At 64.2% G+C, this 23,056-nt stretch carries 15 protein-coding genes; 5 read left to right on the top strand and 10 right to left on the bottom strand.

Annotated elements, in window-relative coordinates; genetic code table 11:
• Positions 1–71: 71 nt before the first annotated feature.
• Together SINAC_RS00325 and SINAC_RS00315 are read left to right on the top strand one after the other, a co-directional pair.
• Entirely contained in the window at positions 72–2,201 is a 2,130-nt protein-coding gene (locus tag SINAC_RS00325; protein WP_020467107.1) for a polymorphic toxin-type HINT domain-containing protein, read from the top strand.
• A 464-nt stretch (positions 2,202–2,665) separates the two neighbouring features.
• A complete protein-coding gene (locus tag SINAC_RS00315; RefSeq protein ID WP_015243710.1) occupies positions 2,666–3,550 on the top strand; it encodes a carbon-nitrogen hydrolase family protein in 885 nt (294 codons plus the stop codon).
• 193 nt (positions 3,551–3,743) lie between these two features.
• Here the strand turns inward: SINAC_RS00315 and SINAC_RS00310 are convergent, their stop codons facing one another.
• Together SINAC_RS00310 and SINAC_RS00305 are read right to left on the bottom strand one after the other, a co-directional pair.
• The gene (locus SINAC_RS00310; protein WP_015243709.1) at positions 3,744–5,168 is read right to left on the bottom strand and encodes a DUF1552 domain-containing protein; all 1,425 of its coding nucleotides are present in this window, start codon (positions 5,166–5,168) and stop codon (positions 3,744–3,746) included.
• The gene (locus tag SINAC_RS00305; RefSeq protein ID WP_015243708.1) at positions 5,168–7,048 is read right to left on the bottom strand and encodes a DUF1592 domain-containing protein; all 1,881 of its coding nucleotides are present in this window, start codon (positions 7,046–7,048) and stop codon (positions 5,168–5,170) included. Before SINAC_RS00305 ends, SINAC_RS00310 begins: the two co-directional genes overlap by 1 nt.
• A 526-nt stretch (positions 7,049–7,574) precedes the next feature.
• Between SINAC_RS00305 and SINAC_RS00300 the strand changes: the two genes are divergently transcribed.
• Complete coding sequence (locus tag SINAC_RS00300) at positions 7,575–9,092, top strand: carbohydrate porin (protein WP_015243707.1); 1,518 nt, start codon at positions 7,575–7,577, stop codon at positions 9,090–9,092.
• A gap of 43 nt (positions 9,093–9,135) precedes the next feature.
• Here the strand turns inward: SINAC_RS00300 and SINAC_RS00295 are convergent, their stop codons facing one another.
• From SINAC_RS00295 to guaD, 3 genes are all read right to left on the bottom strand, one after another.
• The gene (locus SINAC_RS00295; RefSeq protein WP_015243706.1) at positions 9,136–10,077 is read right to left on the bottom strand and encodes an NAD-dependent epimerase/dehydratase family protein; all 942 of its coding nucleotides are present in this window, start codon (positions 10,075–10,077) and stop codon (positions 9,136–9,138) included.
• A 59-nt stretch (positions 10,078–10,136) separates the two neighbouring features.
• Entirely contained in the window at positions 10,137–10,781 is a 645-nt protein-coding gene (locus SINAC_RS00290; RefSeq protein WP_015243705.1) for an antibiotic biosynthesis monooxygenase, read from the bottom strand.
• A gap of 86 nt (positions 10,782–10,867) precedes the next feature.
• Entirely contained in the window at positions 10,868–12,283 is a 1,416-nt protein-coding gene (gene guaD / locus SINAC_RS00285; protein WP_015243704.1) for a guanine deaminase, read from the bottom strand.
• A gap of 325 nt (positions 12,284–12,608) precedes the next feature.
• Here guaD and SINAC_RS37760 point away from each other — a divergent pair, with 325 nt between their 5' ends.
• Entirely contained in the window at positions 12,609–14,075 is a 1,467-nt protein-coding gene (locus SINAC_RS37760) for an RNA polymerase sigma factor (protein WP_015243703.1), read from the top strand.
• A gap of 300 nt (positions 14,076–14,375) precedes the next feature.
• Here the strand turns inward: SINAC_RS37760 and SINAC_RS00275 are convergent, their stop codons facing one another.
• From SINAC_RS00275 to SINAC_RS00255, 5 genes are all read right to left on the bottom strand, one after another.
• On the bottom strand, positions 14,376–17,339 hold the full coding sequence (locus SINAC_RS00275; protein ID WP_015243702.1) for a caspase family protein: 2,964 nt from the start codon (positions 17,337–17,339) through the stop codon (positions 14,376–14,378).
• Between the two features lie 210 nt (positions 17,340–17,549).
• On the bottom strand, positions 17,550–18,902 hold the full coding sequence (locus tag SINAC_RS00270; protein ID WP_015243701.1) for an alpha/beta hydrolase family protein: 1,353 nt from the start codon (positions 18,900–18,902) through the stop codon (positions 17,550–17,552).
• A gap of 177 nt (positions 18,903–19,079) precedes the next feature.
• Complete coding sequence (locus SINAC_RS00265) at positions 19,080–20,270, bottom strand: serine hydrolase domain-containing protein (protein WP_015243700.1); 1,191 nt, start codon at positions 20,268–20,270, stop codon at positions 19,080–19,082.
• Positions 20,271–20,358: 88 nt separating this feature from the next.
• On the bottom strand, positions 20,359–21,024 hold the full coding sequence (locus SINAC_RS00260) for a hypothetical protein (RefSeq protein ID WP_015243699.1): 666 nt from the start codon (positions 21,022–21,024) through the stop codon (positions 20,359–20,361).
• The gene (locus SINAC_RS00255) at positions 21,002–21,364 is read right to left on the bottom strand and encodes a PadR family transcriptional regulator (protein WP_015243698.1); all 363 of its coding nucleotides are present in this window, start codon (positions 21,362–21,364) and stop codon (positions 21,002–21,004) included. The genes SINAC_RS00260 and SINAC_RS00255 overlap by 23 nt, the downstream gene beginning before the upstream one ends.
• Positions 21,365–21,572: 208 nt before the next feature.
• On the opposite strand from SINAC_RS00255, the gene SINAC_RS00250 reads away from it, so the two are divergent.
• The gene (locus tag SINAC_RS00250; protein WP_015243697.1) at positions 21,573–22,973 is read left to right on the top strand and encodes a DUF1501 domain-containing protein; all 1,401 of its coding nucleotides are present in this window, start codon (positions 21,573–21,575) and stop codon (positions 22,971–22,973) included.
• Positions 22,974–23,056: the final 83 nt, after the last annotated feature.

The raw sequence follows: 23,056 nt of genomic DNA, 5'->3' as shown, positions 1-23,056 counted from the left end.
CTTGACAGACATTGCATGCGTGCTAGGATTGATCTTGGCTAAGTCCGTCTTCTCTCGCTTTTGGAGGCGTCATGATGCTTGGGCCCGTTTTCTTCGGCTCCATCTTGCTTCTGACTGTTGCTTCCGATCAAGAGGCAAGGGCATCCGACATCGACACTTATGAGGCCGCCCGGGCCAACGTCGGTCGGGATCCCGACGCCCACGTCAGGCTTGCGCTCTGGTGCGAGACTCACGGGCTTCAGGCCGAGCGGCTCAAGCACCTCGCCATTGCAGTTATCGCTAACCCGCGGCACTCCATGGCGCGAGGACTGATGGGGCTGGTCGAATACCGCGGACGATGGCAGCGACCCGAGTCGATCGGCGAAAGAGTGAAGAGCGACGTCCTGCTCGCCGAGTATCGAGACCGTAGGGCTAAGACCAAGGACGACTCCGATGCGCAGTGGAGCCTCGCCCTCTGGTGCGAGGCACACGGCCTGAAGGCCGAGGCCGTCGCCCATTTCACGGCGGTTGTCAAGCACGATCCGAAGCGGGATGCCGCCTGGAGACGCCTCGGGTTCAAGAAGCAGGGGCATCGCTGGGTCACCGAAGCCCGGCTTGTCGAGGAGAAGGCCGGGGCCGATCGCCAGAAGCAGGCCGACCGCTACTGGAATCCGCTGCTGGAGAAGTGGCGTGACGGGCTTGGCAGCAAGAGTGTCAAGCGGCGGGCCGAGGCCGAGACGGCCCTCGCCGAAATCACCGATCCCTACGCCGTGCCAGCACTCTGGGCCGTCTTCGCCACTGGTAACGCCGCGCAGCAAGCGGTGGCCGTGCGAGTCTTGGGGCATATCGACGCATCCGGGGGTTCGCGATCCCTGGCAATGCTGGCCGGCTTCAGTGACTCGGCCGAGGTGCGCCGGACGGCGACCGAGACCCTCAAACGGCGCGACCCACGCGAATATGCAGACATTCTGATTGGATTTTTGCGCGATCCGATCCAATATAAGATGCAGGCGGTGGGGGGGCCAGGCATGCCAGGGACCTTGTTCATTGCGGGAGAACGCAATAACATCCAAAGGCAGTACGTTCCACCCCCGATGCCCCGCCTGAACACGTTCGATCCAATGTCGATCGATCTCGTGACCTACGACACGAACGGCTTGCCGATGATCGTTCGCGGTATGGGATCCTCGGGATACGTCGTGCCGACAGGGCCTTACGGTTACGTCGCCGTCGGGGAGATCGCCAGGAGCGCCGGTAGGACTTCATCCCAAGTCGACGTGATTCAGAAACTGACGAGGGATCCCGCTTACGCGGCTTCAACCCTTTCCGCCGCCAGCGTCCAGAACCAGGAGAATCCTTTAGACCGGTCAAGAATGATAGCCGCCCTGGGGTTTGCTGTTAATGGGGTCAATCGATCGGGAAGCACCATTCTGATCGGTCAGGCCATTCTTGAGACCCAGAACGCCGCTGTTTCGCTCCAGCAGCAGCTCGAGTCGGATGCCGCCACTCTCGAACGGTCCAACGCTGAGACTCGCGAACAGAACGGCCGGATCGCCGGGCTCTTGAACGAGGCCACCGGCCAGGATCTCGCTGCTGATCCAAGCGTCTGGCAGGGATGGTGGATCGACCAACTCGGCTATGCCCAGAAACCACGGTACGAGCAACCCAAGCCTACGTTCGTTGAGGTGGTGACCAGCCCGCTCCCACCCGTCGCTGGGTTTGAGGATAATAGCAACGGGTACGTCCGGCGGGTTAGTTGCTTCGGCGCCGGCACTCCGGTTCATACTCTCTCCGGCATCCAGCCGATTGAATCGCTCAGCGAGGGAGACCAAGTGCTTGCCCAGAATCTGAAAACAGGAGCACTTGGTTACCAGCCGATCCTCGTCGTCCATCGGAATCCACCGAGCCCTACCCACCGCATCGCCCTGGGCGACGAGACCGTCGTCAGCAGCGACTTTCACCGCTTCTGGAAGGCGGGCCAAGGGTGGGTCATGGCGCGTGACCTGGCGGCGGGCGACAAGGTTCGCACATTCGGCGGCCTCGTTCGGGTCAAATCCATCGAGACCTCGGAGGTCCAGCCCGTCTTCAACCTCGATGTGGCCGACGATGCCGACTTCTTCGTCGGACGCCAAGGGGCCCTGGTTCACGACAACACGCTGCCCGACTTGCGACAGGTGCCGTTCGACGCTTTGCCCAGCAGCCTCGAGATCACGTCGAAGTGATCATCCGGCATGCGCTGTTTGGGATGGGCCCCGGTGGCTCGAGACTCGGACGTGCACTTCAAAAACATCGACCCGATCCTCGGTCGCCTGCGATTCCCGGAAACGAGGTGGCCAGACCTGGTCTGCTCCCCTTTCTTTGGTCCAGAGGAAATGGGAGTACTTGACAGATAATCGGCCAGGACCTTGCAGACGAACTCCGAGCCGTTGTCGCTACGGATCATGTTCGGGACGCTGTGGCGACCGACGACCCGCCCCAGAATCCGCCTCACCTTGGACTCGCCGAGCCGGCCGTCCACGTGCAGGACAAGCACTCTCTGGTGGATTCGTCCACCAGAATCGGTCACTGTTCGCGCTGGTCAGGGGAGTCCATCGATGTCCGAGGCCGTAGCTCGACGATAGAATGGCCAGTGATGACGGTCGAAGGGGGCCGGCTCGCCGATCGTTCACTCTTCTGAGACCCTGGCATGCTCAACAACGTGCGGATTGCCGCAGTCGCCGTCGACACCCAGCCCGGCTGTGTCGCGGAGAATTTCGACAAGATCTCCGCCTGGACCAGGAAGGCGGCCTCGTCCGGCGCCCAGTTGGTCCTTTTCCAGGAGCTGTCCCTCTCGGGCTTCCTCCCGAATCATCCCACCCAGAACCACGACGCATGGCTTCGCGAGGCGCTCCAGTTCGGCCGGAAGACTGCGGAAGGCCTCGACGGCCGGGCTGTGCGCCAGCTCTCGCAGGTCGCCGCCGAGCATGACGTGCTGATCTCCGCCGGCCTGTTGGAAGATGCCGGAAACGTGCTCCACAATACCCAGGTCCTGGTCGATCGGACCGGCCTGCTTGGGTACTGGCGGAAGATGCACGTCCCGATGTATGAGATGCCGTTCTATAGTGGCGGCGGCGTGCCCGACGTGGTTGAGACCCCGCTGGGTCGGATCGGTGCGAATATCTGTTTCGACGTTCTGATGCCTGAATCGACCCGCCTGCTCGCGGTCAAGAATGTCGAGATCGTCCTCTTCCCGTTTGCCTCCGACCCACCCCCTGTGACACCGCAGGGCTGGGCCGACTGGGCAGGACTCGCGCTCAGGTCCAGGTGTGTGGAGAACGGTGTCTACGGCATTGCCTGTAATTATGTGGGGACGGTGACCTGTGCGTCGGTCAGTCAGTTTTTCCCGGGCGGTGGGATGGCCATCGACCCTCGTGGCCAGATTCTCGGGGATTGGAGTGCGGCCACGGGAGAGCCGGGCATGTTGGTCGTCGACCTTTCGGCGGAGTCGCTCCGCCAGGCGAGGGCGGAGCCGGAGTACCTCTACCGCTTCCGACGCCCTGAACTCTACGGATCACTTGCCAGAATGAATTAATGAGCTTGTAATAGTGATGTGTGCGAGTTCGTCAACTTCGCCTTGAGAGATTGGGACGGTCAGGATTCGCCAGAAAACAGGAAAAGGGGCCAGAAGCCGACCATCAGGCCGGTGCTTGGCCCCCCTCTGTTTTCAGCTTATGACGAGCGTAAGTCCGGGCCACTTACTTTACTGGGAACCCGATATCGCGCCATCAGGCCGGCCCGGGAGTGTAATCCGGATTGTCGAGCCCAGGCAGAGGCCCGGTGCTGTCCGCGAACCGTTCGACAGGGGCTCCAACCCGGTCGAGCATCGACACGTAGAGGTTGCAGAGCGGCGTGTCCTTGGCGTAGGCGATGTGCCGGCCGGGGGAGAGCGTGCCGCCTGCGCGGCCGGCGAGGACGGTGGGCAGGTCGTGGGGATCGTGCTGGTTGCCGTCGCGGAGGGCGGAGCCGCAGAGGACCATCGAGTGGTCGAGGAGGGTGCCTTCGCCTTCGCGGATTTGCTTCATCCGGTCGAGGAGGTAGGCGCACTGCTCGAGGTGCCAAATGGTGATCCGCTGGTATTGGGCCATTTTGTCGGGGTCGTTTTCGTGGTGGGAGAGCTCGTGGTGGCCCCCTTTGACGCCCTCGACGAAGGAGAAGTTCTTGTTGCTGACCGAGTTGCCGAACATGAAGGTGGCAATCCGGGTGGAGTCGGTCTGGAGCGAGAGGAGCAGGATGTCGAGCATGAGCCGGACGTGGTCGGTGTGGTTCATCGACCGCTCGCGGAACCGGCCGGGGTCGTGCTTGTACGTGTCGACGCGGCCGCCGAGGGTCTCGATGTCCTTGCGCGCTTGCGGGTCGTCGCGGTAGCGGGCGCGGCGGTCGCTGGCTTCGTAGGTGATGCGTTTCTCGATGGCGCGGACCGAGTCGAGGTACTCGTCGAGCTTGCGGCGGTCGTGCTGGCCGACTTGGTCGCGGAGGGCTTTGGTGTCGTCGGCGACGAGGTCGAGGACGCTCAGGTCGTCATGCCCGGCGCGGCCGGCGGCGTTGGACCGGAAGAGGCGGTCGAAGGCGAGCGAGGGGTTGATCTCGCGGGCGACCGGCGTGGTCGGGCTCGACCAGGAGATGTGCGAGCCGTAGAGCCGGGTGTAGCCGACGTTGGTGTCGACGCCTGTGGTCACCGGCTCGACGCCGAGCTCGAGCGACGGGATCGGCGTCTGCACGCCGATCCGCTTGGCCGCGAGCTGGTCCATCGAGACGCCCCCCGCGTTCAGGTCGGCGCCCGTTGTGCGGTGGATGGTCGTGCCGGTCAGCCAGGCAGCGTCCTTGACGTAATGGCCGTCACCGGTGAACGTCCCTTGATTGCTCAGGCGGGTGAGGACGAGGAAGTCGTCCTTGTGCCGGGCCAGGGGCTCGAGGATGGGGGAGAGCTCATCGTTCTTACCCTCCTTGGCGGGAGTCCAGGTCTTCGGGTTGCAGCCGTTGGGCCAGAACAGGCAGGCCATCCGGACCGGCGGCTTGTCGTCGGTGACGGGAGCCAGGGCGGCCAGGGCACCCGACATGGGGCGCATCGCCTCCAGCAAGGGGAGGCCGACCATGGCACCTGCACCTCGAAGCACCGTTCGTCGCGTGATCGGTCGGTTTTTGAGACTCATCACTGCGCTCCTTGCGGTTCGTTGCGCCGGTTCTGGAACGGGAAGCTTTTGGCGACCGCGACGATCAAGGCCGTCCCTCGGTGCTCGTTCGCTTGCAGCTCCGCCATGACTTGTTTGACGGTCGGTATGTCGTAGTATTCCACGCCCCGCCGGAGGGCGTAAGAGAGCATTCGTTCGACGAGGTTGCGGAGGAACAACTCGCGTTTTGACTCGGCCAGGATCGCTTTCAAGGCGGCTGCGCCGGAGAAATCTTCGCCGGTCGTTAGTTTGCCCGAGGCGTCGATCGGCTCCTCGTTGATTTTCTCGCGCCAGCGGCCGAGGACGTCGAAGTTCTCGAGCCCGAAGCCGAGCGGGTCGAGCCGGGCATGGCACGAAGCACAGTTGACGTCCTTGCGGTGCTGCTCGAGCCGCTGGCGGAAGGTCATGCCGTCCTTGACATGCTCGTCGGCCGGAAGCGCCTTGATCATCGGGGGCGGGGGAGGAGGGGGCGTGCCGAGAATTTCCTCGAGCACCCACTTGCCGCGGAGCACCGGGCTGGTCCGTCTCGGGTACGAAGTGAGGGTGAGCACGGCGGCCATGCCGAGCACGCCCCCTCGGTTGCGATCCTTGAGCGCGACCCGGCGGAAGTCGGGGCCGGTCACCCCTTCGATGCCGTAGTGCTTGGCCAAGCGTTCGTTGAGGTACGTGTAGTCGGAGTCGAGCAGTTCGAGGACAGGGCGGTCGTCGCGGAGGATCGCGTGGCAGTAGGAAATGGCCTCCTCGGCCATCGCGTCGCGGAGCTCGGGGGTGTACTCGGGGAAGAGCCTTTTGTCGGGCTCGGCAAGCTCGGCCAGGTTGCCGACGCGGAGCCACTGGCCGGCGAAGTCCTCCGCCAGGGCCCGCGACTTCGGGTCGGCGAGCATCCGCCGCACCTGGGATTCAAGGACTGTCGGGTCGTGCAGCTTGCCGGCGTCGGCCAGGTCGGAGAGCGCATCGTCGGGCATCGACGACCAGAGGAAGTATGAGAGGCGGCAGGCCAACTCGTGGTCGGAGACGGTGTAAGGGGCGTTGGTCTCGGATCGGTCGCGCTCGACGACGAAGAGGAAGTTCGGCGAGACCAGAGCTGCCCGCAAGGCGAGGCGGACGGCGTCTTCGAAGCTGTCGCCGCGGGCGTCGGCGTGGTGGAAGAGGCGGAGCAGACGGTCGACTTCGAGGTCACTGACCGGGCGGCGGAACGCGCGGCGGGCGAACGTCGCCACGCAGCGGCGGGCGGCTTGCTCTTTGGAGAGGTCGGGGCCGGGGCGGGCGATCAGATAGCGCGTGGGGTCGGCCTCGGCGAGCACGCCGGCGGCGGCGGTTAGGTATTTTTCGAGGAGGATCGGGGGGACGAAGAGGGTGGCGGCGTTGTTGTCGAACCCGCCGCCGCCACCGCCGTCGGCGGGGAACGACTGGGCAGGGCGGGCGTTCACTCCGAGGAGGTCACGGACGGTGTTGTTGTACTGCCGGCGGGTCAGGCGCTGGACGACGCTGGGGCCGGGATCGCTGACCCCTTCGATGGCGTCGAGGACGGCCTGAATCGAGGTGGCGGCGCGCTGGCGCTCGTCCTCGTTGGGGCCTGCCTTGTTGCCTGGCGGCGGCATGGAACGTTCGGTCAGGGCGTCGAGCACCTTGACCCAGAGCTCGGGATCACTGCGGAGCGCTTCTTCGTCTGCGAACTTCGCGAGGTTGACGCCCCCCTTTGGCTTTTTATCGCCGTGACAGCGCAGGCAATGCTTCTGGAGCAGCGGCTGGACGTTGAGGTCGAAGCCGTCGCCCCGGGCCTGGGAGTGAAACACGAGGGGGAGCGTCAGCAGCACCGTGGCCAGGGCCGGCGACCACCGGGCGGTTGCGGTTCGGGTCATATTGGGGGTCCCGATCGGGGCGGGGCGGTCAGTCTGAAGCGGGGCGGGTGGGCTCGTCGGTGGGCTGTCGCCTCCATTCCACCGTTGGCACTCTCTACATTTGGGAGCGACGAAACCGCCGTGATTGTACCCACTTCTTGCGGGCGAGTCACCTTCGGAGATTCTTGGCCTTTCCGTGGGGGCCATGTCCGAATGTCAGCCGGACCGGTCGAGCCATACTTTGAGCTCACGGCCTCTCCTCAAGGGTAGTAACAGGCTGAAGCTTGCCTTGCAAGTGCATGATGCGATGAAAAATGATTGTGTTCGATGGTTGTAGTTTTAGCTGATGTTGAAAAATGACGGACGCCCGAAAATCATCGCTGGGGCGGCTTAACCCTGACGACCCTTGCAGTCGATATTGGAATGGTGACCAGCCGTCGATGGCGAATGATCCTCGAGCATATACGGTGAGGCGGAACCTCTTTCTTTGGTCGTCTTTACCAATGAACCCTTTAATTCCTCGAGTTGAGATTTGCTAAAATCGTGGATGATCTTGATCGCTGCGGGCCTGGGTTCTGGCGAACCTGAGCCGCGAGGACTCGCTCCCGAGGGGCCCCTCGCCCTCGTTGCGCGGACCGGTGAAGTCGCCGAGCCAGGGCCTGGTGTAGGTCTAGGCGTGGTGCCCGGGGTTGATCGGGCACCACGATTCGGCACCCCCTCGCCTTCGCCCTTGCCCTCGGACCTGCCCGGTGGAGCGGCGGGGGGGGCAAACGCCGGGCCGAACGATGGCAACGGGCCGAATGTGGATGGCGAGGCGCGCGCAGGCAGCGTGGCCATCAGCGGTAACCCGGCCGCCGTCAACATCTTGACGGGCACGGCGGCGCTGGGACGATTCTTCGGCCTGGACAACACGGGCATCCGCCTGGGGGGCCTCTGGGTCGGCGATGCCGGTGGAGTGGTCGCGGGCGGGCGGCATCCGGGAGATTGGGGCCTCAACAGCCTCGCGCTCGTCGACCTCAGCTTCGATACCGAGAAGCTCGGGGGCTGGCGAGGGGGCATGCTCGGCACTCAGTTCCTCCAGTTCAGCGGCCAGCCGACCAACAGCCTTGCGGGGGCCTTCCCCGGGTTCGATTCGCTCGAAGTGGTGCCTCCGCTGGTGCGCCAGGAACTCTACCAGCTCTGGTATCGCCAGTCACTCTGGGACGACCGGGTGGTCGTCCGCGTCGGCAAGCTGGTTCCGACTTACGACTTCAACAACGTCGTGCGGCCCGTGCCGGTTCAGGACGCCGCCGCCACGATCCCAGCGGTTACGAGCTTGATCTATACGCCGATCTTCGTGAATCCGACGATGCTCGGGAAGATTCCCGGTTACTACAATTCGGCCACCGGGATCACGACCACGGTGGCTCCCACGAAGAACACCTACCTCTCTTACGGTGTTTACGACGGGAACCTCGCCTTGGGCCGGCAGACCGGCCTCGAAGGTCCTCATTTCAACGGATACTACTTCCACATCGGGGAAGCCGGCTTTGCCTACCGTGCCGGGGCTCTTCGCAAGCCGGGGAATTTCGGGATTGGTTTCTGGGGCCAGACCGGCATGCTCAAGGCCTTCGACAACTCCATGGTCCATGGCGCGAACGGCATGTACCTCTTCGGTGCCCAGCGGCTCTGGTTCCGCCGCCCCGGTCGTGACAATAGCGGAGCCAGCGGCTTCTACCAGTTCGGGGCCAACAACTCCAACACGATGCACGCCCGCCAGTTCTTCGGCGCGGGCCTCACGGGTTACGGCCTGGTCCCCGGGCGCCTCGATGACTCCATGGGGTTCGGTCTCGCCTGGACCTGGCTGAATACAGACCCCAACGCCGGCCGGTTGTTCTTCCCCCACGCGCCTAAGGGACCCGTGTATCTCAGCCCGAGCCAGCTCATGATGTCCTGGTATTATCAGATGAAGCTCTTCGATGGTTGCTTCTTCCAGCCCAACCTCACGTACATTCCAACCCCGGGGCAGAATGAATCCATTCCCGCCGCGCTCGCGGTGAACTTCCGCATTGTCGTTCTCTTCTAAACGGCATGCGATTGAGTGTCGGCCGTATCGCTCAAGGGGCCGTTCAAGTCGGCTTGGCGATGAGGCTTTTGTGGAGCGCCGCGACCCCGTCGCGGACGGTGACTCGCGGCTCCCACCCCAGATCGCGTTTGATGGCGGTCAGGGACATCTTCCGCGCGTTCATCGCATACTTATCGGGGGCATCCCCTTCCCGAACGGTAGTTCCGGGCACCAACTCCTGCACGATCCCGGCGATCTCCCGGAACGTTGGATAGCCTGGACCACTGACGTTATAGGCCAGGGTGTCCGCTTCTCCGATCGACGCCCTCGGCGCCTCAAGGGTGGTCTGGAGGGCCGCGCAGAGGTCATCGATATACACCCAGGGCAACGGGATGTCGCAGTCCCGGTCGAGAACGATCGGTTTGCCCTCGAGTGCGGACTTGAGCATCTCCGTGATCCCGCAATAGGCCGTCCTCCCCGCCCCGTAAACGATCGAGATTCGCAAGGCGACGATATCCAGGTTGTCTTGGCCGACATACGCGCGGATCATTGCTTCGCACGCGACCTTGGAACTGCCGTACGGTTCGCTCGCCAGCAACGGTAGGCCTTCCACGACGGGCGTTTCGCACGACACCTTCTCGGCCGCTTGGCCGTAGACCGAACTGGAAGAAAGGAAGACGATTCGCCCCCGCAGCCCCCGTAGCCGGGCGACCTCGAACAGGTTCAGCGTGCCGAGGACGTTGACCTCGAAGACGCGAGCGGGGAATTGGTTGCAGATATGAGGACCGGATACACCGCCGGAATGAACCACGTTGGTGATTTCGTGCGTCGCGAACAGGTCCTCAATGAACGCGCGATCGGTAACGTCGCCGATCAGAACGGGCCAGGGGCGTGGGGCTGAGCTCGCCGTGATATCCAGCCCGACCACTTCCTGGCCGTTGGCATGAAGCCGGTGAGCAAGCTGGGCGCCCAGAAAGCCTTCGGCTCCGGTAATCAACGTTGCCATTTGACGAACTCGTGTGGGTTGATCGGTGCTTTTTTTAACGGCCGACCTGGCCTGATTGATTATCCCATGACCTGTCGGAACAGGACGGTCAGGACGGCCAGCATGAGAAGAACGAGGCCGAGTCCGCCCAGGGTCACCACCTTCTCTCGATCCCCATTGGCGTGGAGCCAGGGGCTGAGCACGCGGGTCAGGATCGGCATGACGCCCCATTGGAGGATGGAGACGCTGAGGGCGTTGCCGATCAGCATGGACACCGCCATCCCCAGCGGCGACGTGTAGGGGCCGACGAAGATCGTCAGCAGCATCACCGTGGGGAAAAGTCCGAGAAGGACGGTCAGGACCATCTTCCAAGGGGGGGGCGCGGCTTCAGGATCGCGGCCCATCCCGGCGAACCAGGGGCCGAAACCACCTTGCACTTTCTTCAGGTCGAAGGCCCCGACCTTCGTCTTGAGCGCCTCGAGCCACTGGGTTCGGGCTGGCGATTGCAGCCATTCGTCGAGTGACGCATCGTCTTCGAAATGGATCAGCACCACCCACTCGTCCCGCTGGCCTTCGGCCGGTGGGAAGACATCGGTGCCGCAGTAACCGCGAAAGGTCTCAGCGGCCTCGGTAACGTCGCGCTGCCATCCGAGAAACCAGTCCACGTCGGCAGTGGGGATCCGTTGCACAATCACGGCGGAGGCTCGGGAGAGACGCACGTCCACGCTTGAGTTCCTCATTAGTCGAACGAAGAGACGTACGCCTCGGGCCGCCTTCCGGTGAAGGCGGCCCGAAGGAGTTTAGTTTGCGGTCAAACGCCCGCCTTCTTGTAAGCACGCGTGCCGGCGATCCAGGTCTCGTCGATGTTGCGGTCGTCGCCGACCGACATGACCCCGAAGAGGAGCTGGGCGGCCTGGTCGATGTTCTCGGGGCTCTCGTTGTGGGTGATGAGCGACTGGTGCCACCGCATGGCCGTCTGGCCTGCATTCCAGTCGAGGACCACGAAGTCGGCCTCCTTGCCCTTGTCGAAGTTGCCCAGCAACTCGTCGAGGTAGAGGGCGCGGGCGCCACCGAGCGTTGCCAGGTAGAACGCGCGATAAGGTCCGAGCTTGTTGCGTTCCGCCTCCGCCAGGTCTTGCTCGCGAGGGTTGATCGACCCGTCGAGCATCGTATTGTTGCACATGCCGACCTTATAGGCTTCCTCCAGGACGCGAATGATGCTGAAGGCGTTGCCGCCCCCCATGTCGCAGCCCAGGGAAACGCGGACGGGGTGCTCGGGGTCGGTCGCCCGGCCGAGCCGGAACAGGCCGCTCCCCAGGAAGAGGTTCGAGAGTGGGCAGAAGCAGACCGAGGCGCCCGCCTTTGAGAAGCGGCGGAACTCGTCGTTGGAGAGCCAGACGGCGTGACCTGCGGTGAATTTCGGCCCGAGGAGTCCGTGCTTTTCGTGGACGTGGGTGTAGTCCGCGCAATCCGGAAAGTGCTCCCTCGCCGTGCGGATTTCGGACGGGTTTTCCGAGATGTGCGTGTTGACCCAGCAGTCGGGATACTTCAGCTTCAACTGCCGGCAGCGGTCCATCATCTCGGACGTACAGCCCACGGCGAATCGCGGTGTGATCGCGTAAAGGTTTCGGCCTTTTCGATGGTAACGCTCGATCAGACGCTCGGATTCGCTGTGGAAGTCGTCGGGCGTGATGCAGAAGTCATCGGGAGCAAACCGATCGATGCCGGTCAGGCCCGAAATCACGCGCATCTCACGCCGGGTTGCCTCGTCAAAGAACTCTTCAGTCGAGACCGGGCTGCTGGTGGTGAACGCCTGGCAGGTTGTGGTGCCGCCAGCGAGCAGGGCGTCGAAGAAGTGCTTGGCCGCTTCGCGTGCGTAGTCGCGGTCGCGATATTTGAGCTCTTCGGGGAAAATCCAATTTTGGAGCCAATCCAGCAATTGGCTGCCGTAGGCGCCCAGAACGCGGACCTGGGGGAAATGGATATGCCCGTCGATAAAGCCGGGGAGTATCAGGCGATTTTTGATGTGGGTGATCGAAAGCCCTGGGTGGCGGGGCGAGACCTCCGCAAAGTCGCCGAAATCTACGACCAGGCCGTCTTTGACGACGAGTAAGCCGTCGCGAGTGAACCGGGCGGCCTCATGCTCGCGTCCCTCGTATTTCCACGGGTCATCGACAAAATCGAAGAAAGTACCGCGAATCGCACAACAATTGCCCACCATCGCCATCGGTCTGGCTCCGCTCAAGGAGGCTGAGTGCAGTGAAACGCGACGTCGCGTTAGGGGCTGCCTTGGGACAGCCTGGCGCGTTCCCCGCCTACAACACTCTTAGCACAGATTTTTGAACGAGGCGATGGAGCAAGACAGGCGATTCACATTTCATCGTTGATCCACCGACACTTTACGAATCATGATTAATGTCAAGATCAATAGAATAGGGAGGGAAAATTTGTCCTTCGTTTTCTTTGGTTACTGGATAATTTTGGCGGGATCGGAATTCCTGTACGGCACTACTTGCCGGAAGCGAACGATGGGCCGGGGAGGTTGCGAGACGATGACGAGTGGGCCATCGGGCGCGTTGCTCATGAAGCAGCTTCGCGCCCTCTGCGACGGCGGGGTGGTCGGCGGGTTGGCGGACGGGGCGTTGCTGGACCGGTTCCTCGCCCGCCGTAATACCTCGGCCGAGGCGGCGTTCGGAGCCTTGGTCGAGCGGCACGGGGCGATGGTCTTCCGTGTCTGCCGCGCGATCCTTCGCGATTCCCACGACGCCGAGGATGCTTCGCAGGCGGTTTTCCTCGTGCTGGCGCGGCGGGCCGAGGCGATTCGGAACCGCGACTCGGTGGCGAGTTGGCTCTTCGGGGTCGCCTGCCGGGTCGCGGCTCGAGCCAAGGTCGACGCGGCCCGCCGTCGCGAGCGCGAGCGTCGCGGGGCCGAACTCGCCGCGCAGACCGTAAGTGAGAACCGAGGTCAGTCCGAAGCTTGCAATCGGCTGTACGAGGAACTTGAGCGGTTGCCCGAAGCGTACCGTGCGGTGATTGTACTCTGCGATCTCGAAGGTCTGACCCACGAGCAGGCTGCGCACCAGCTTCGAGGGTCGGTCAGGACGGTCCAGAGGCGGCTCGAGCAAGGGCGGCAACGGCTGCGACGGCGACTCTCCCCGCAAATCACTTCGCTTGCGAGTGGCCTGCCGATCGCGCCGGAGGCCATTTCGGCGGCCTGCGTCGAGACTACGGCTCGGGCCGCGGTCCGGTTTGTAACGAATCCAGGGACGCTGGCGGCCGGTTCGGTTCCGGCGTCGGTTGTCACGCTTGCCGAAGGAGTGCTCAAGACCATGGCTCTGAATACGCTCAAGCTGACCGCGATTGCCTGCTTCTCGGCCGGCATCGTTGCGGGGGGGCTCGTCACCCAGGTCCGTAGCGCCGCCGGTCCGCCGCCGGCCGCCAGTCCGCTCCGCGCAGAGATCGACCTCGGACCGCGGGTCGTCGCTGCCCTCGCGCCGGCCGAGAAGGAGAAGGAAAAGGCGAAGGAGACAGTCCGCGAACTCACGCACGACGACGGCAAGCCGGCCGGCAAGAAGAGCATCGCCGGGAGCGGTCATGCTGTCCGGTTCGAAGCCCCGGGCGATGGCTGGTTGCTCACCTCAATCCGTCTCCACGGCTCTCGGTACGGGTATCCCAAACCCCCGAACGAGGACTTCACGGTCTACCTCTGCGACGAAAACTTCCAGCAGATCGCCGCCTTCCCATTCCCCTACTCCACCTTCAAACGCGGCCCGGAGGACTGGGTCAGAATGGCCTTGAAGCCGACCAAGGTCCCCGCCAAATTCATCGTCTGCGTCGGGTTCGACCCCGCCGCGACGAAAGGGGTGTATGTCAGCCACGACGGGCAGAAGAAGAAGGATGGGGACAACTCTTCGTCGTTCACCGGCCTCCCCGGCGATACATCGCAGCCCTTCACCCAGGGAAACTGGCTGATCCGGGTTCGCCTTGAGCCTCCGAAGAAAGCCGACGCGGCCGGCTGATCGCGACAACCGGAAGCCTTGGCGAGTCAGCCACCGCATGGGCAGGTCCCACCCCCCAAGAGGGAATGGCGGAGCAGGTGTCCCTCACCGAGAAAAAAAAGGGACAAAGCGGCCACAAGTCAGGTGAGCTCCCTGTCTTCACAAGGCCTGGGAGCCATTTTTTTGTGGAATTAATATTTGTGGATATGATTTGAAATTGTGGTCGTGTTAGTTAGCCCCGCCGAAGGCCCCTCACAGGCGGGTTGGCAATGCTTACGATGGGGCTGCCCCATCGTAAGCATTGCTTTTTGGTCGGTGCCGTTAGGGTTTGGCCAGGGGGAACGAGCGGATGCTGGTCGGTTTGGCCGTCACCGGGTGCTGCTGGCCTTTGGTGAGCTCTTTGACGCGATCAGTGATATAGGCATCCAGTTCATTGAGGTACACGACTCCGTCTTTGTTCGTGTCCGCCTTCCCCTCTAGGCCCTCGGTCAGGGCTACTGTGAAACTCCCCTGCCGCTTGGCGTTGTTCTCGAGCGAGAACTCTCGGCCCATCGAGCTGGCCATCACCACCACACCGTAGTCGTCGGTCACCAGGTCGCGCACCAGTTCGTCGGTGAGGGTCCCGCCCCCCTTGCGCCGATCACCGCCGATGGCGCCGGCGTGGCAGGCGTCGAGCAAAGCGATGATCCGGCCGGGCATTCCCGCCAGCGCCTTCTTGATCACGGCGTCGGGGACCGCGGTCGTCAGCAGGTCGTCGGTATCCACGTCGACTGGCAGGAAATAGAGGCTCCCCTCGTTATCTTTCTGGCCGTGCCCGGAGAAGAAGACAATGCCGATGTCTTTCTGGGTCATCTGCTGTTTCAACCAGGAGAGGCCCCGAGAAATCTCGGTCCGGGTGGCCTTGTCATCGGTCAGCAGGCGGGCCTCGATTTTTCGGAATAAGGGGTTGCTCGCCTGGCGGAAGGAGCGTTCGATGGCCTCGGCGTCCTTGGCGGCGTAGTTGAGTCGGAGGTCGCCGGGATAGGCCGAAACCCCCACCGCCAGTACGTAGAGGTTGGGCAGTTCGACGGACTCTCGCTCGGTTGCCGCCACCGTGACTTCGACGGCTTCGGAGAGCGATTGGCTCGCCTCGCTGCTCGCCTGTACCGCGATCTTATGCGGGCCCGGTTCGAGCTCGATCTCCCACGACTCTTTCACCGCTCCCGTTCGTGGCGGATCGATCGTTTTGAGCCCGGCCTGGCCATGATAGGGGCGGCCGTCAAGAAAGAGGCGAAGCGACGTCACCGGCTGGGGGCCGCGTCCCTTGGCGATCGCTTTGACTTCCAGCTTCTGAGACTCCAGCGCCGCACCGGTCCGGGGCGAGGCAATCTCCACTTCCGGGGGGAGCACCTTGGCGACCACGACGGCCTTGGTTGACGCTCGCCCCTTGGCTTCGTCGGCGAGTTCCACGGCACGCGCGGTGCTGCCCGCTGTCCGAAGAAGCTTGATCACGTCGGGGCGGAAGAACTTCTTCCGAAACTGGCTGGCCGGATAAAAATTGGCCGCCGCGTCCGGGCCCTGATTGAGATGCCAGCCCATCAGATTCTCCCCCCCTGCGCTGGCGGCATAATAACCTTCGGGGGTCCAGGCTACCCAGTTTTCTCCGGCGAAGAAGAGGGAGAGAACGAGTGCAGCCTGCTCTTCGCCAGCGTGATCGGGGGCCCGTCGCAGGTCCCAGATCCGCAGCGTCTGATCGTCGGACGATGACAGGAGATAACGCGCATCGGGCGACGGGGACAACGACCAGATCGCACCTGAGTGTCCGCTCAGCTCGCCCGGCTTTCGCTCATCATCCTTCGGTTTGCCCCCGTAATCCGGGAAGAGATAGAGGCCATAGCTCGCCCCCATCGCCATCCGGCCGTCGGGGAGCAACGTCATGCACCGGATCAACTCCGTGTCGGTCGATGACTCGACCTCAGCGATCTGTGCCCCGTCGCGCAACACTTTGGCCGTCGAGGGTGTGGTCAACTTGAGCGAACGCTCTCCCTGGCTGAGCCGAGCACGGACGAACGACCCGTCCGGAGGTGTGCTGAACGCCAGGTCCACAAGGCTGAACGACCGATCGAGGGGGAGAGTTGCGCTGAGGATATTGCCCCCTTTCCAGTCCGTCCCCCAGCCGATCACCGTTCCGTCCGGGCTCCAGCCTCCGCCCCAGAGGGAGGTCCCTTTGCCGACCAGATTGTGAATGACCGATGCGTCATCGGTCCGCCAGAGATAGATTTGCTGGTTATGGCCGCCCGCGGTCGCGACGATCGTTCCCTGCGGCGCAAAGGTGCCATGCATAACGGTATCATCATGCCCACGGAATTGCTGGATCTCATGTCCGGTGGTGGTGTCGACCAATGAGCAGACGTTGGACTCGAATCCGCGCGTGATGAGCATCCGGCGTGAGTCGGCCGAGTAGGCCAATGACGTGATCTTGGCGCCAAGACCGGAGAGGCCGGCATAGGATCTGCCGTCGGGTGCCCAGTAACGCACCGTCTGATCGAATCCGCCCGTGGCGATCACTTGCCCGTCGGGGCGCCAGGCGAGGCAGTGGACGATGTCTCGATGCCCTTGCAGGACCGCGAGGACTTGGCCCGTCGCAGCCGACCAGACCCGGCCGGTCTTGTCGGCGGAAACCGTGGCCAGCCGGCTTCCATCGGGTGAAAACGCCACGCCGAAGACTTCTTGGGTATGTCCCCGAAGCACACGCATTTTCGGGCGACCTTCGCCTCGGAGGTCCCAGACCCCGGCTGTTGCGTCACCACTGCTCGACGCCAGAAAGTTCCCGTCCCGTGAGAACGCCAGGGAGAGGATTTCGCCGGTGTGCTCGAGCAAGGTCTGCTCGATGCGCCCACTCGCGAGGGAGAAGAGATGGATCGGGACCCGGCTACCGCCGAGTTTGCCATACCCGCCGACCGCCAAGGTCTGGCCGTCGGGAGAGAGCGCAGCGGCATACAGCATGCCCTCCGGACCCATCCCGATCGGCGGGCGAAGAACGCGGAGGCTCTCGCCACTGGCCGTGTCCCAGATTCGAGCCGTTTTGTCCTCGGAGACCGTGATGAGCCGGCTGCCGTCCGGGGTGAACAAGACCCTTCGGACCTTCCCCGTGTGCCCTCCGGCGTCCAGGACGACCATTGGTTCTTGGGGAAGCCCTTGAATCTCACGATGATATCGCGCCGATTGCGACCTGGGCAGCGGTTCCGATCCTTGGGCCGCGAACGGGATCAGGAATATCGCGATCAAAGCACGCTGATGTCGCATGGAAGCCTCTGCCCAGTTCGTTCAAAACGATCGGGTCTTCCCGACGCTTGCGGATGATAGCCTAAATCACGGGGAGGATCCAATTCCAGTGATCTTAAATCGAGGAAGATTCCCTGAGCCATCAACCTGGTGCTTGGCTCGCGATTCTTCTTCAAACTGTCGAATCGCGGGCCTTGCGCATCACTTTGTTCCCGTTTGGGAGAGGTTGTTTCAAGTCATCGGCGTCGAGAACCAGACCCCCCGGTACGGTCGGGTGGCTTTGTTGAACAAGGGCGATCGCCGGCCGAACAGGGTCATGTTGAGGAACTCCGCCAGGTATGTCCCAACGACCCGAATGCCCTTTGACCCGGCTGGGCCGTCGGGCGAGGCGGACCGTTGCAGCTCCAGATCGGTGAAGCTTGAATGGTGGAAGCCATCAAAGATGACTCGGTAGCCGCCCGCCCGGATCGTCGCGGCGATCCCGGCCGTGTCGAGGGCCGCCTGATCGACCGTTTGCTGGTAGAGGCGGCGGCTCAGCCCGGCCTGCTTGAGCTGCTGGGCCGTCGGGTCGGAGGCGGCCAGGAACAGGAAGGGCTTGCCGACGCCCGCTGTCTGGACGGGGCCCCACAAGGTGCCGTCGAGGTCGGCCCCGGTCCGGAACCGGGGGTCGGTGGCCACGAGCTGCGCCGCGGCTGCTCCGCCCAGCGAGTGGCCGACGACGGCGACATGGGACAGGTCCAGGCGACCACGGAGTGGGCTCGGGACGGCTCCTGCGTTCATTCGCTCCAGTTGGTCGAGTACCGTGCGGGCGTCGGCCGCGACGATCTCGGTTTCCCAGACGCTCTCCGCCACGAGGCGATCGAACGGGAGCGTTTCGATGTCCGGCAGGCGCGACGGGACGACACGGCCATCGGGGAAGGCTGTGACGTCCGAGACCCCTGTGGGATTGACCCCCGCCACGACGTAGCCTCGGCTGGCCAGGTCCTCCGCATAGGCGGTGTAAAACTCGGGGGTTGAGCCTCGGCCTGGCAGAAGCAGCACCACCGGATAGGACTCTTGTCGAGCCGACACCGGCGCATTGGCCCAGGCGTGGGTCCGGATCGACGCCAGGAGCTGCCGGACGTCGTCGATGCTCAGCGTCTGGTCGGAACCGCTGTTGAGGTCGGCCGTCACGGACGGCGCGAACGCGTCGACATTCGGGACGTAAGGGGCGCGCAGGGTCCCTGGTCGCACGCGCCCGGCCGGATACCAGAGCGTGACCATCAGGTCGCGCTTGGCGTTCGGGTCGGCCGAGAACGGGTCCGGACGCGCCGGGTCCACAACCTCGAGCGAGGTCTGCCCGACCGGGTAAGGTCCGGACGGCCTTGGTAGTACGAGGGGACTCATTGCCTGGTTCTGGAGCCCGGCAATGGGCGTGCTGACGATCGGGATGGTCTTTGCGCTCGCGACTTCACCGGCTGGCATCGGGGTCGGCATCGCCAAGGGGGACCGCAGGCCGCTACTCAAGAGCGACCTTGATTCCAGCGACTCGACGGAGAAGTTCGCTGAGCGACGGGGGCGTGGCCGACGTGGTGATGGGTTCATGGGTCAGCGGGCTCTTTTCGGTTCTTTTGAGGAAACAGCGGCGACGTGCCGGTGCCGTGGCCGGCTCGATGAGGTCGGCCTTACATTGGGGAGTTGTTTTGCGGGGGAGGAGCCAAGGGGCGGTGGCCTTTTGGGCCTGTTCCTGGCGCGAGCCGACGGGCCGCCTTGCTTTATGGCTTATGCGAAGGCACGTGCCATCAGGGCCGAGACCGCTTGACCGACTGCGGCATCGCCTCTCGGCCCCCCTTGGTTGGTGGCCACGAACACGGCCGCGCGTTTCGATGGGAACAAGAGCTGTTGTGCATACCAGGAGCCGTTCGTGCCGTTGTGCCACAAGGCCGTGCCCAGCGGCGTCGAGACCGTGACCCAGCCGGCGCCGTAGAGGAGTCCCCCTTGATCGGCGATGGGACGCGGGTCGGGCGTCTGCAGCGCGTTCCGCGACGCGTTGCTCAGCAACCGCACTCCGTTCACCCGCTCGCCCATCTGCATCCTGAGAAACTTGGACCAGTCATTCATGTTCATGAAAATTCCCCCGGCCGGATCGATGAGCGGCGGCGATGCGGGCAACGGGCCGTAGCCGGCTGGGGTTCCTGCTTCGTCGTGTCCGCTGGGCTGGACCGGTCGGGCGTGGCCCTGACTTTGGCCAGGCGTGCCGAACCCGGCCGACCTCATGCCGAGCGGCCCGAAGATGAGCTTCCGCATGAGCCCCTCGTAGCCGAGTCCGGTGGCCCGCTCGATCATCGCGGCTGCCACGACGTAGCCGGAGTTCGAGTAGGTCATCTCCCCGGCCGGGTTGGCCGGTGCCGAGGCCAAGATCGGCGCGAGGAACTGTCGGCGGGCCAGGGGCCCAGGGCCGCGGAAGGCCAGGGCTTTGTCGGCCAGTACGGGGTCCAGGCCCTCGTCGGCGGGCAGGCCGGAGCGATGGTCGAGCAACTGCCGTAAGGTGACGTTGTCGTAGGCAGGATTGATCTTGCCGCGAAGTTCCGGGAACGTCTGTCCGACCGTCGTGTCCCATCGCAGCGTTTGGCGCTCGACCAGAATGGCGGCGAGGGTCGCGGTCATTGACTTGCTGACCGACCCCAGGTTGAACTGGTCGGCGACGGTCACCGGCTGAGCGCGGCCCCGGATCCGGACTCCGCTGGCGGCCGTGGCCGCCAGTTTCCCGTCGATGATGATGCCTCCCGCCAGCGCGGGGACGCCGGTCTCGATCCGCGTGTGATTGAGGATCGACTGTAGCGTCTGTTCGGCGGCGTGGTCGGTTGGGTTTGCAGACCCTACCAGCACGTTCGGCCTGGGGGTTGCGACAGGCCCGGCGCTGAGCAGGGCCCGGCCTTCGAGCGTAACCACTTCGGGGCGATACCTTCTCATTGAAAACCTCCGGTTTGCCTCGGCGCGCAGGGGCCCGGCCGGCCTGTCGTCAGGTCGGACTTATGCGAGGCGGACCCTTGCGAGCGGCTTAACTGAGCACGGTGGCGAACGCCCGGACCCTGCGGACCCGGTCGAGGCCGGCGAATGACAATCCGACGGCTCCGGTGAGGGCGGCCTGCGCCACTCGGTGGAGCTCGTTGGGAGGAACGAGTTTGACGAACAAGTCCACGGGAGCTGCGGGCATCAGCGGATCGAACCCGGTAACGATCAAGGCCGCGAACCCTGCCACCAGCAGGGCAAGGGCCAGGAACCAGCCGAGAGGCCGGCCGCAGCGGCGGTAGACCGCCCATCCGCCAATGACGACCGCGAGCGGGGAGACGTATCCGATCAAACGCACTGACGCGATCGCCGCCCAGGCGACCACCGGGTGGTCGGGTTGGCCGAACGCCCAGGCCAGCCCTTCCAGACTGGCCACGACCACCACCGCATGCACGCCCAGGCCGGCGACGACCAGAAGCAAAGGCAGAAGCACGAACGCGGCCAGGGGGTGGCGGCCCGCGAAGGAGCTTGACCGGTACGCCAAGACGGCCGCCCCGGCGAGTTCCTCAGCCTTGCCGAGCCGTTGCTCTGCCTGGTCGCCGAGCTCCTCGGCATGGTCGCTGAGCTCGGTCAGCAACCGGTCGGCATATGCCGGCGGCAGCCCGCTGCGCACCACCTCGGACCAAACCTGCTCAAGCCATGGCCGTGTCTGCATCTCCCCCTCCTTGAAGCACCCGGTTGACGGACGCGACCACGGCTTCCCATGCCGAAGTGGACTGGGCCAGCCGCTGGAGCCCTGCCGCCGTCACCCGGTAGACGATCCGGGTCCGCTTCCCCGCCTGCACCGTCTCCCCGGCGAGCAGCCCCTCTCGTTCCAGCCGGTGCAGAATCGGGTAAATACAGCCTTCGCCGAACTCGAGCTGGGTGTCGGTCGCCCGCGCAATCGATCGGACCAGCTCGTACCCATGCATGGGTGTTCGAGCCAGCAGTTGCAGCACGAGCAGCTCCGGGACCCCGTTGAGGAAGTCCGGGTTCGTTGGTTTGAGTTTGCTCATGCCGGCAGTATATGCCTTGAGGTTCGAGGTAATCAAGTCGGTTTTCGGCGGGGCTCGTCTGCACCCCCTTGCCGAGTCCAATTTCAGCGACTGAGTAAGTGTTGCGAGATGATTCGGCCCACCGCTTCGACCTTTCTTGGCGGAACAAACTGGGTTAAACTAAGGTTCAAGAACCTGCGTATGCCTGATCCCGAAGCTGAGGTCGACGATGCCTGCGACTGCTTCCCGCCGCGAGATCCTTCGAGCCGGCCTCGCCGGGTTTGGCATGTTGTCGCTTCCTGGCATGCTCCGGCTTCGGGAGGCGTCGGCCAAGGCGGCCACACCGCGCGAGCGGACGGCCGTGATTGTGGTCTGGCTCCGTGGCGGGTGCAGTCACCTCGACACTTACGATCCCAAGCCCGATGCGCCGAGCGAATTTCGCGGCCCGTTCGCCACGATCGAGACGAAGACGCCTGGGTTGCGGTTTACGGAGCTGATCCCGCGTCAGGCGGCGATTTCCGATCGCTTCACTGTGCTTCGTTCGCTGGCCCATACCGGGGGCGGCCACCCGGCCGGCTCGCTTCAACTGCTCAGCGGTGACCCCGACGCCCAGGATAAGCAGGGGCCGAAATATCCCGACTTCATGTCGGTCGCCCACTACCTCCGGTCGGACGTCCGGCACGCGCTGCCGAACTATATCGGGGTCAACCCGATCACCCGGTACGACTCTTTTCAGATCGCAGGTCCAGCCTATCTTGGCGGGTCATACGAGCCGTTTGCGCTGCTGGGTGATCCCAGTGCGCCCAATTTCCGGGTGCCGAACGTGGGGCTGGATCACCCCTCGCAGGCCGACCGGCTTCGCGGTCGGCTCCGTCTCAGTCATTCGTTCGACGACTTCCGGCGCGACCTCGACGCCTCCGGCACGGTCGACGCCATCGACCGGTTCGAGTCGCAGGCGCTCGACTTGCTGACCAGCCCGGAGGCGGCCCGCGCGTTTGACCTGAGCCGTGAAGACCCGAAGCTCCGCGAGCGTTACGGCCTGAACCAGTGGGGCCAGCAGTGCCTGATGGCTCGCCGGCTGGTTGAGGCGGGGGTGGAGGTGGTCACGACCACGTTCGACGGCCCCCTCTGCGGTCGGGTGGCGAACTGGGACGACCACGCCGTGAACCACCACGTATTCGACGCTCTCAAGTTCCGCGCCTCGTATTTCGACCAGGCCGTCGCGGCCCTGATTGAAGATGTTTACGCCCGTGGCCTCGACAAGCGCGTGCTCGTGGTGGTGACCGGCGAGTTCGGCCGGACCCCTCGGATCAGCTACGTCGCCAGCAGCGGGGGCGGCCAGGCGAGCGCGCCGGCGGGAACGGTGCAGCCGGGCCGCGACCACTGGCCACGCGCCAACTCGATGATCTGGGCGGGGGGTGGCATTGCCACCGGCCGCGTGATCGGTGGCACCGACCGTCGCGGCGAGGACGTGACCGACCGCCGGGTTGGCCCGCAAGACTTCCTCGCCACGATCTATCAGCACCTCGGGATCGACTACGCCAGTGTCACCATCCCCGACCACGCCGGCCGCCCCACACCCATCGTCACCAACGGTCAGGCGATTCCCGAGTTGATCGCCACCGCATGATCGGCCTTAACTAACTCCGGGCGGGATTCGTCCGAGAAATCCAAGGATTCATTCTTCCGTTGCGGTCGCGACGATAGTATTGT

This window comes from Singulisphaera acidiphila DSM 18658 (assembly GCF_000242455.2).
GTDB classification, from domain to species: domain Bacteria; phylum Planctomycetota; class Planctomycetia; order Isosphaerales; family Isosphaeraceae; genus Singulisphaera; species Singulisphaera acidiphila.
The sequence above is the reverse complement of the archived record's forward strand: the minus strand, read 5'-3'. Positions and strand labels throughout refer to the sequence as shown.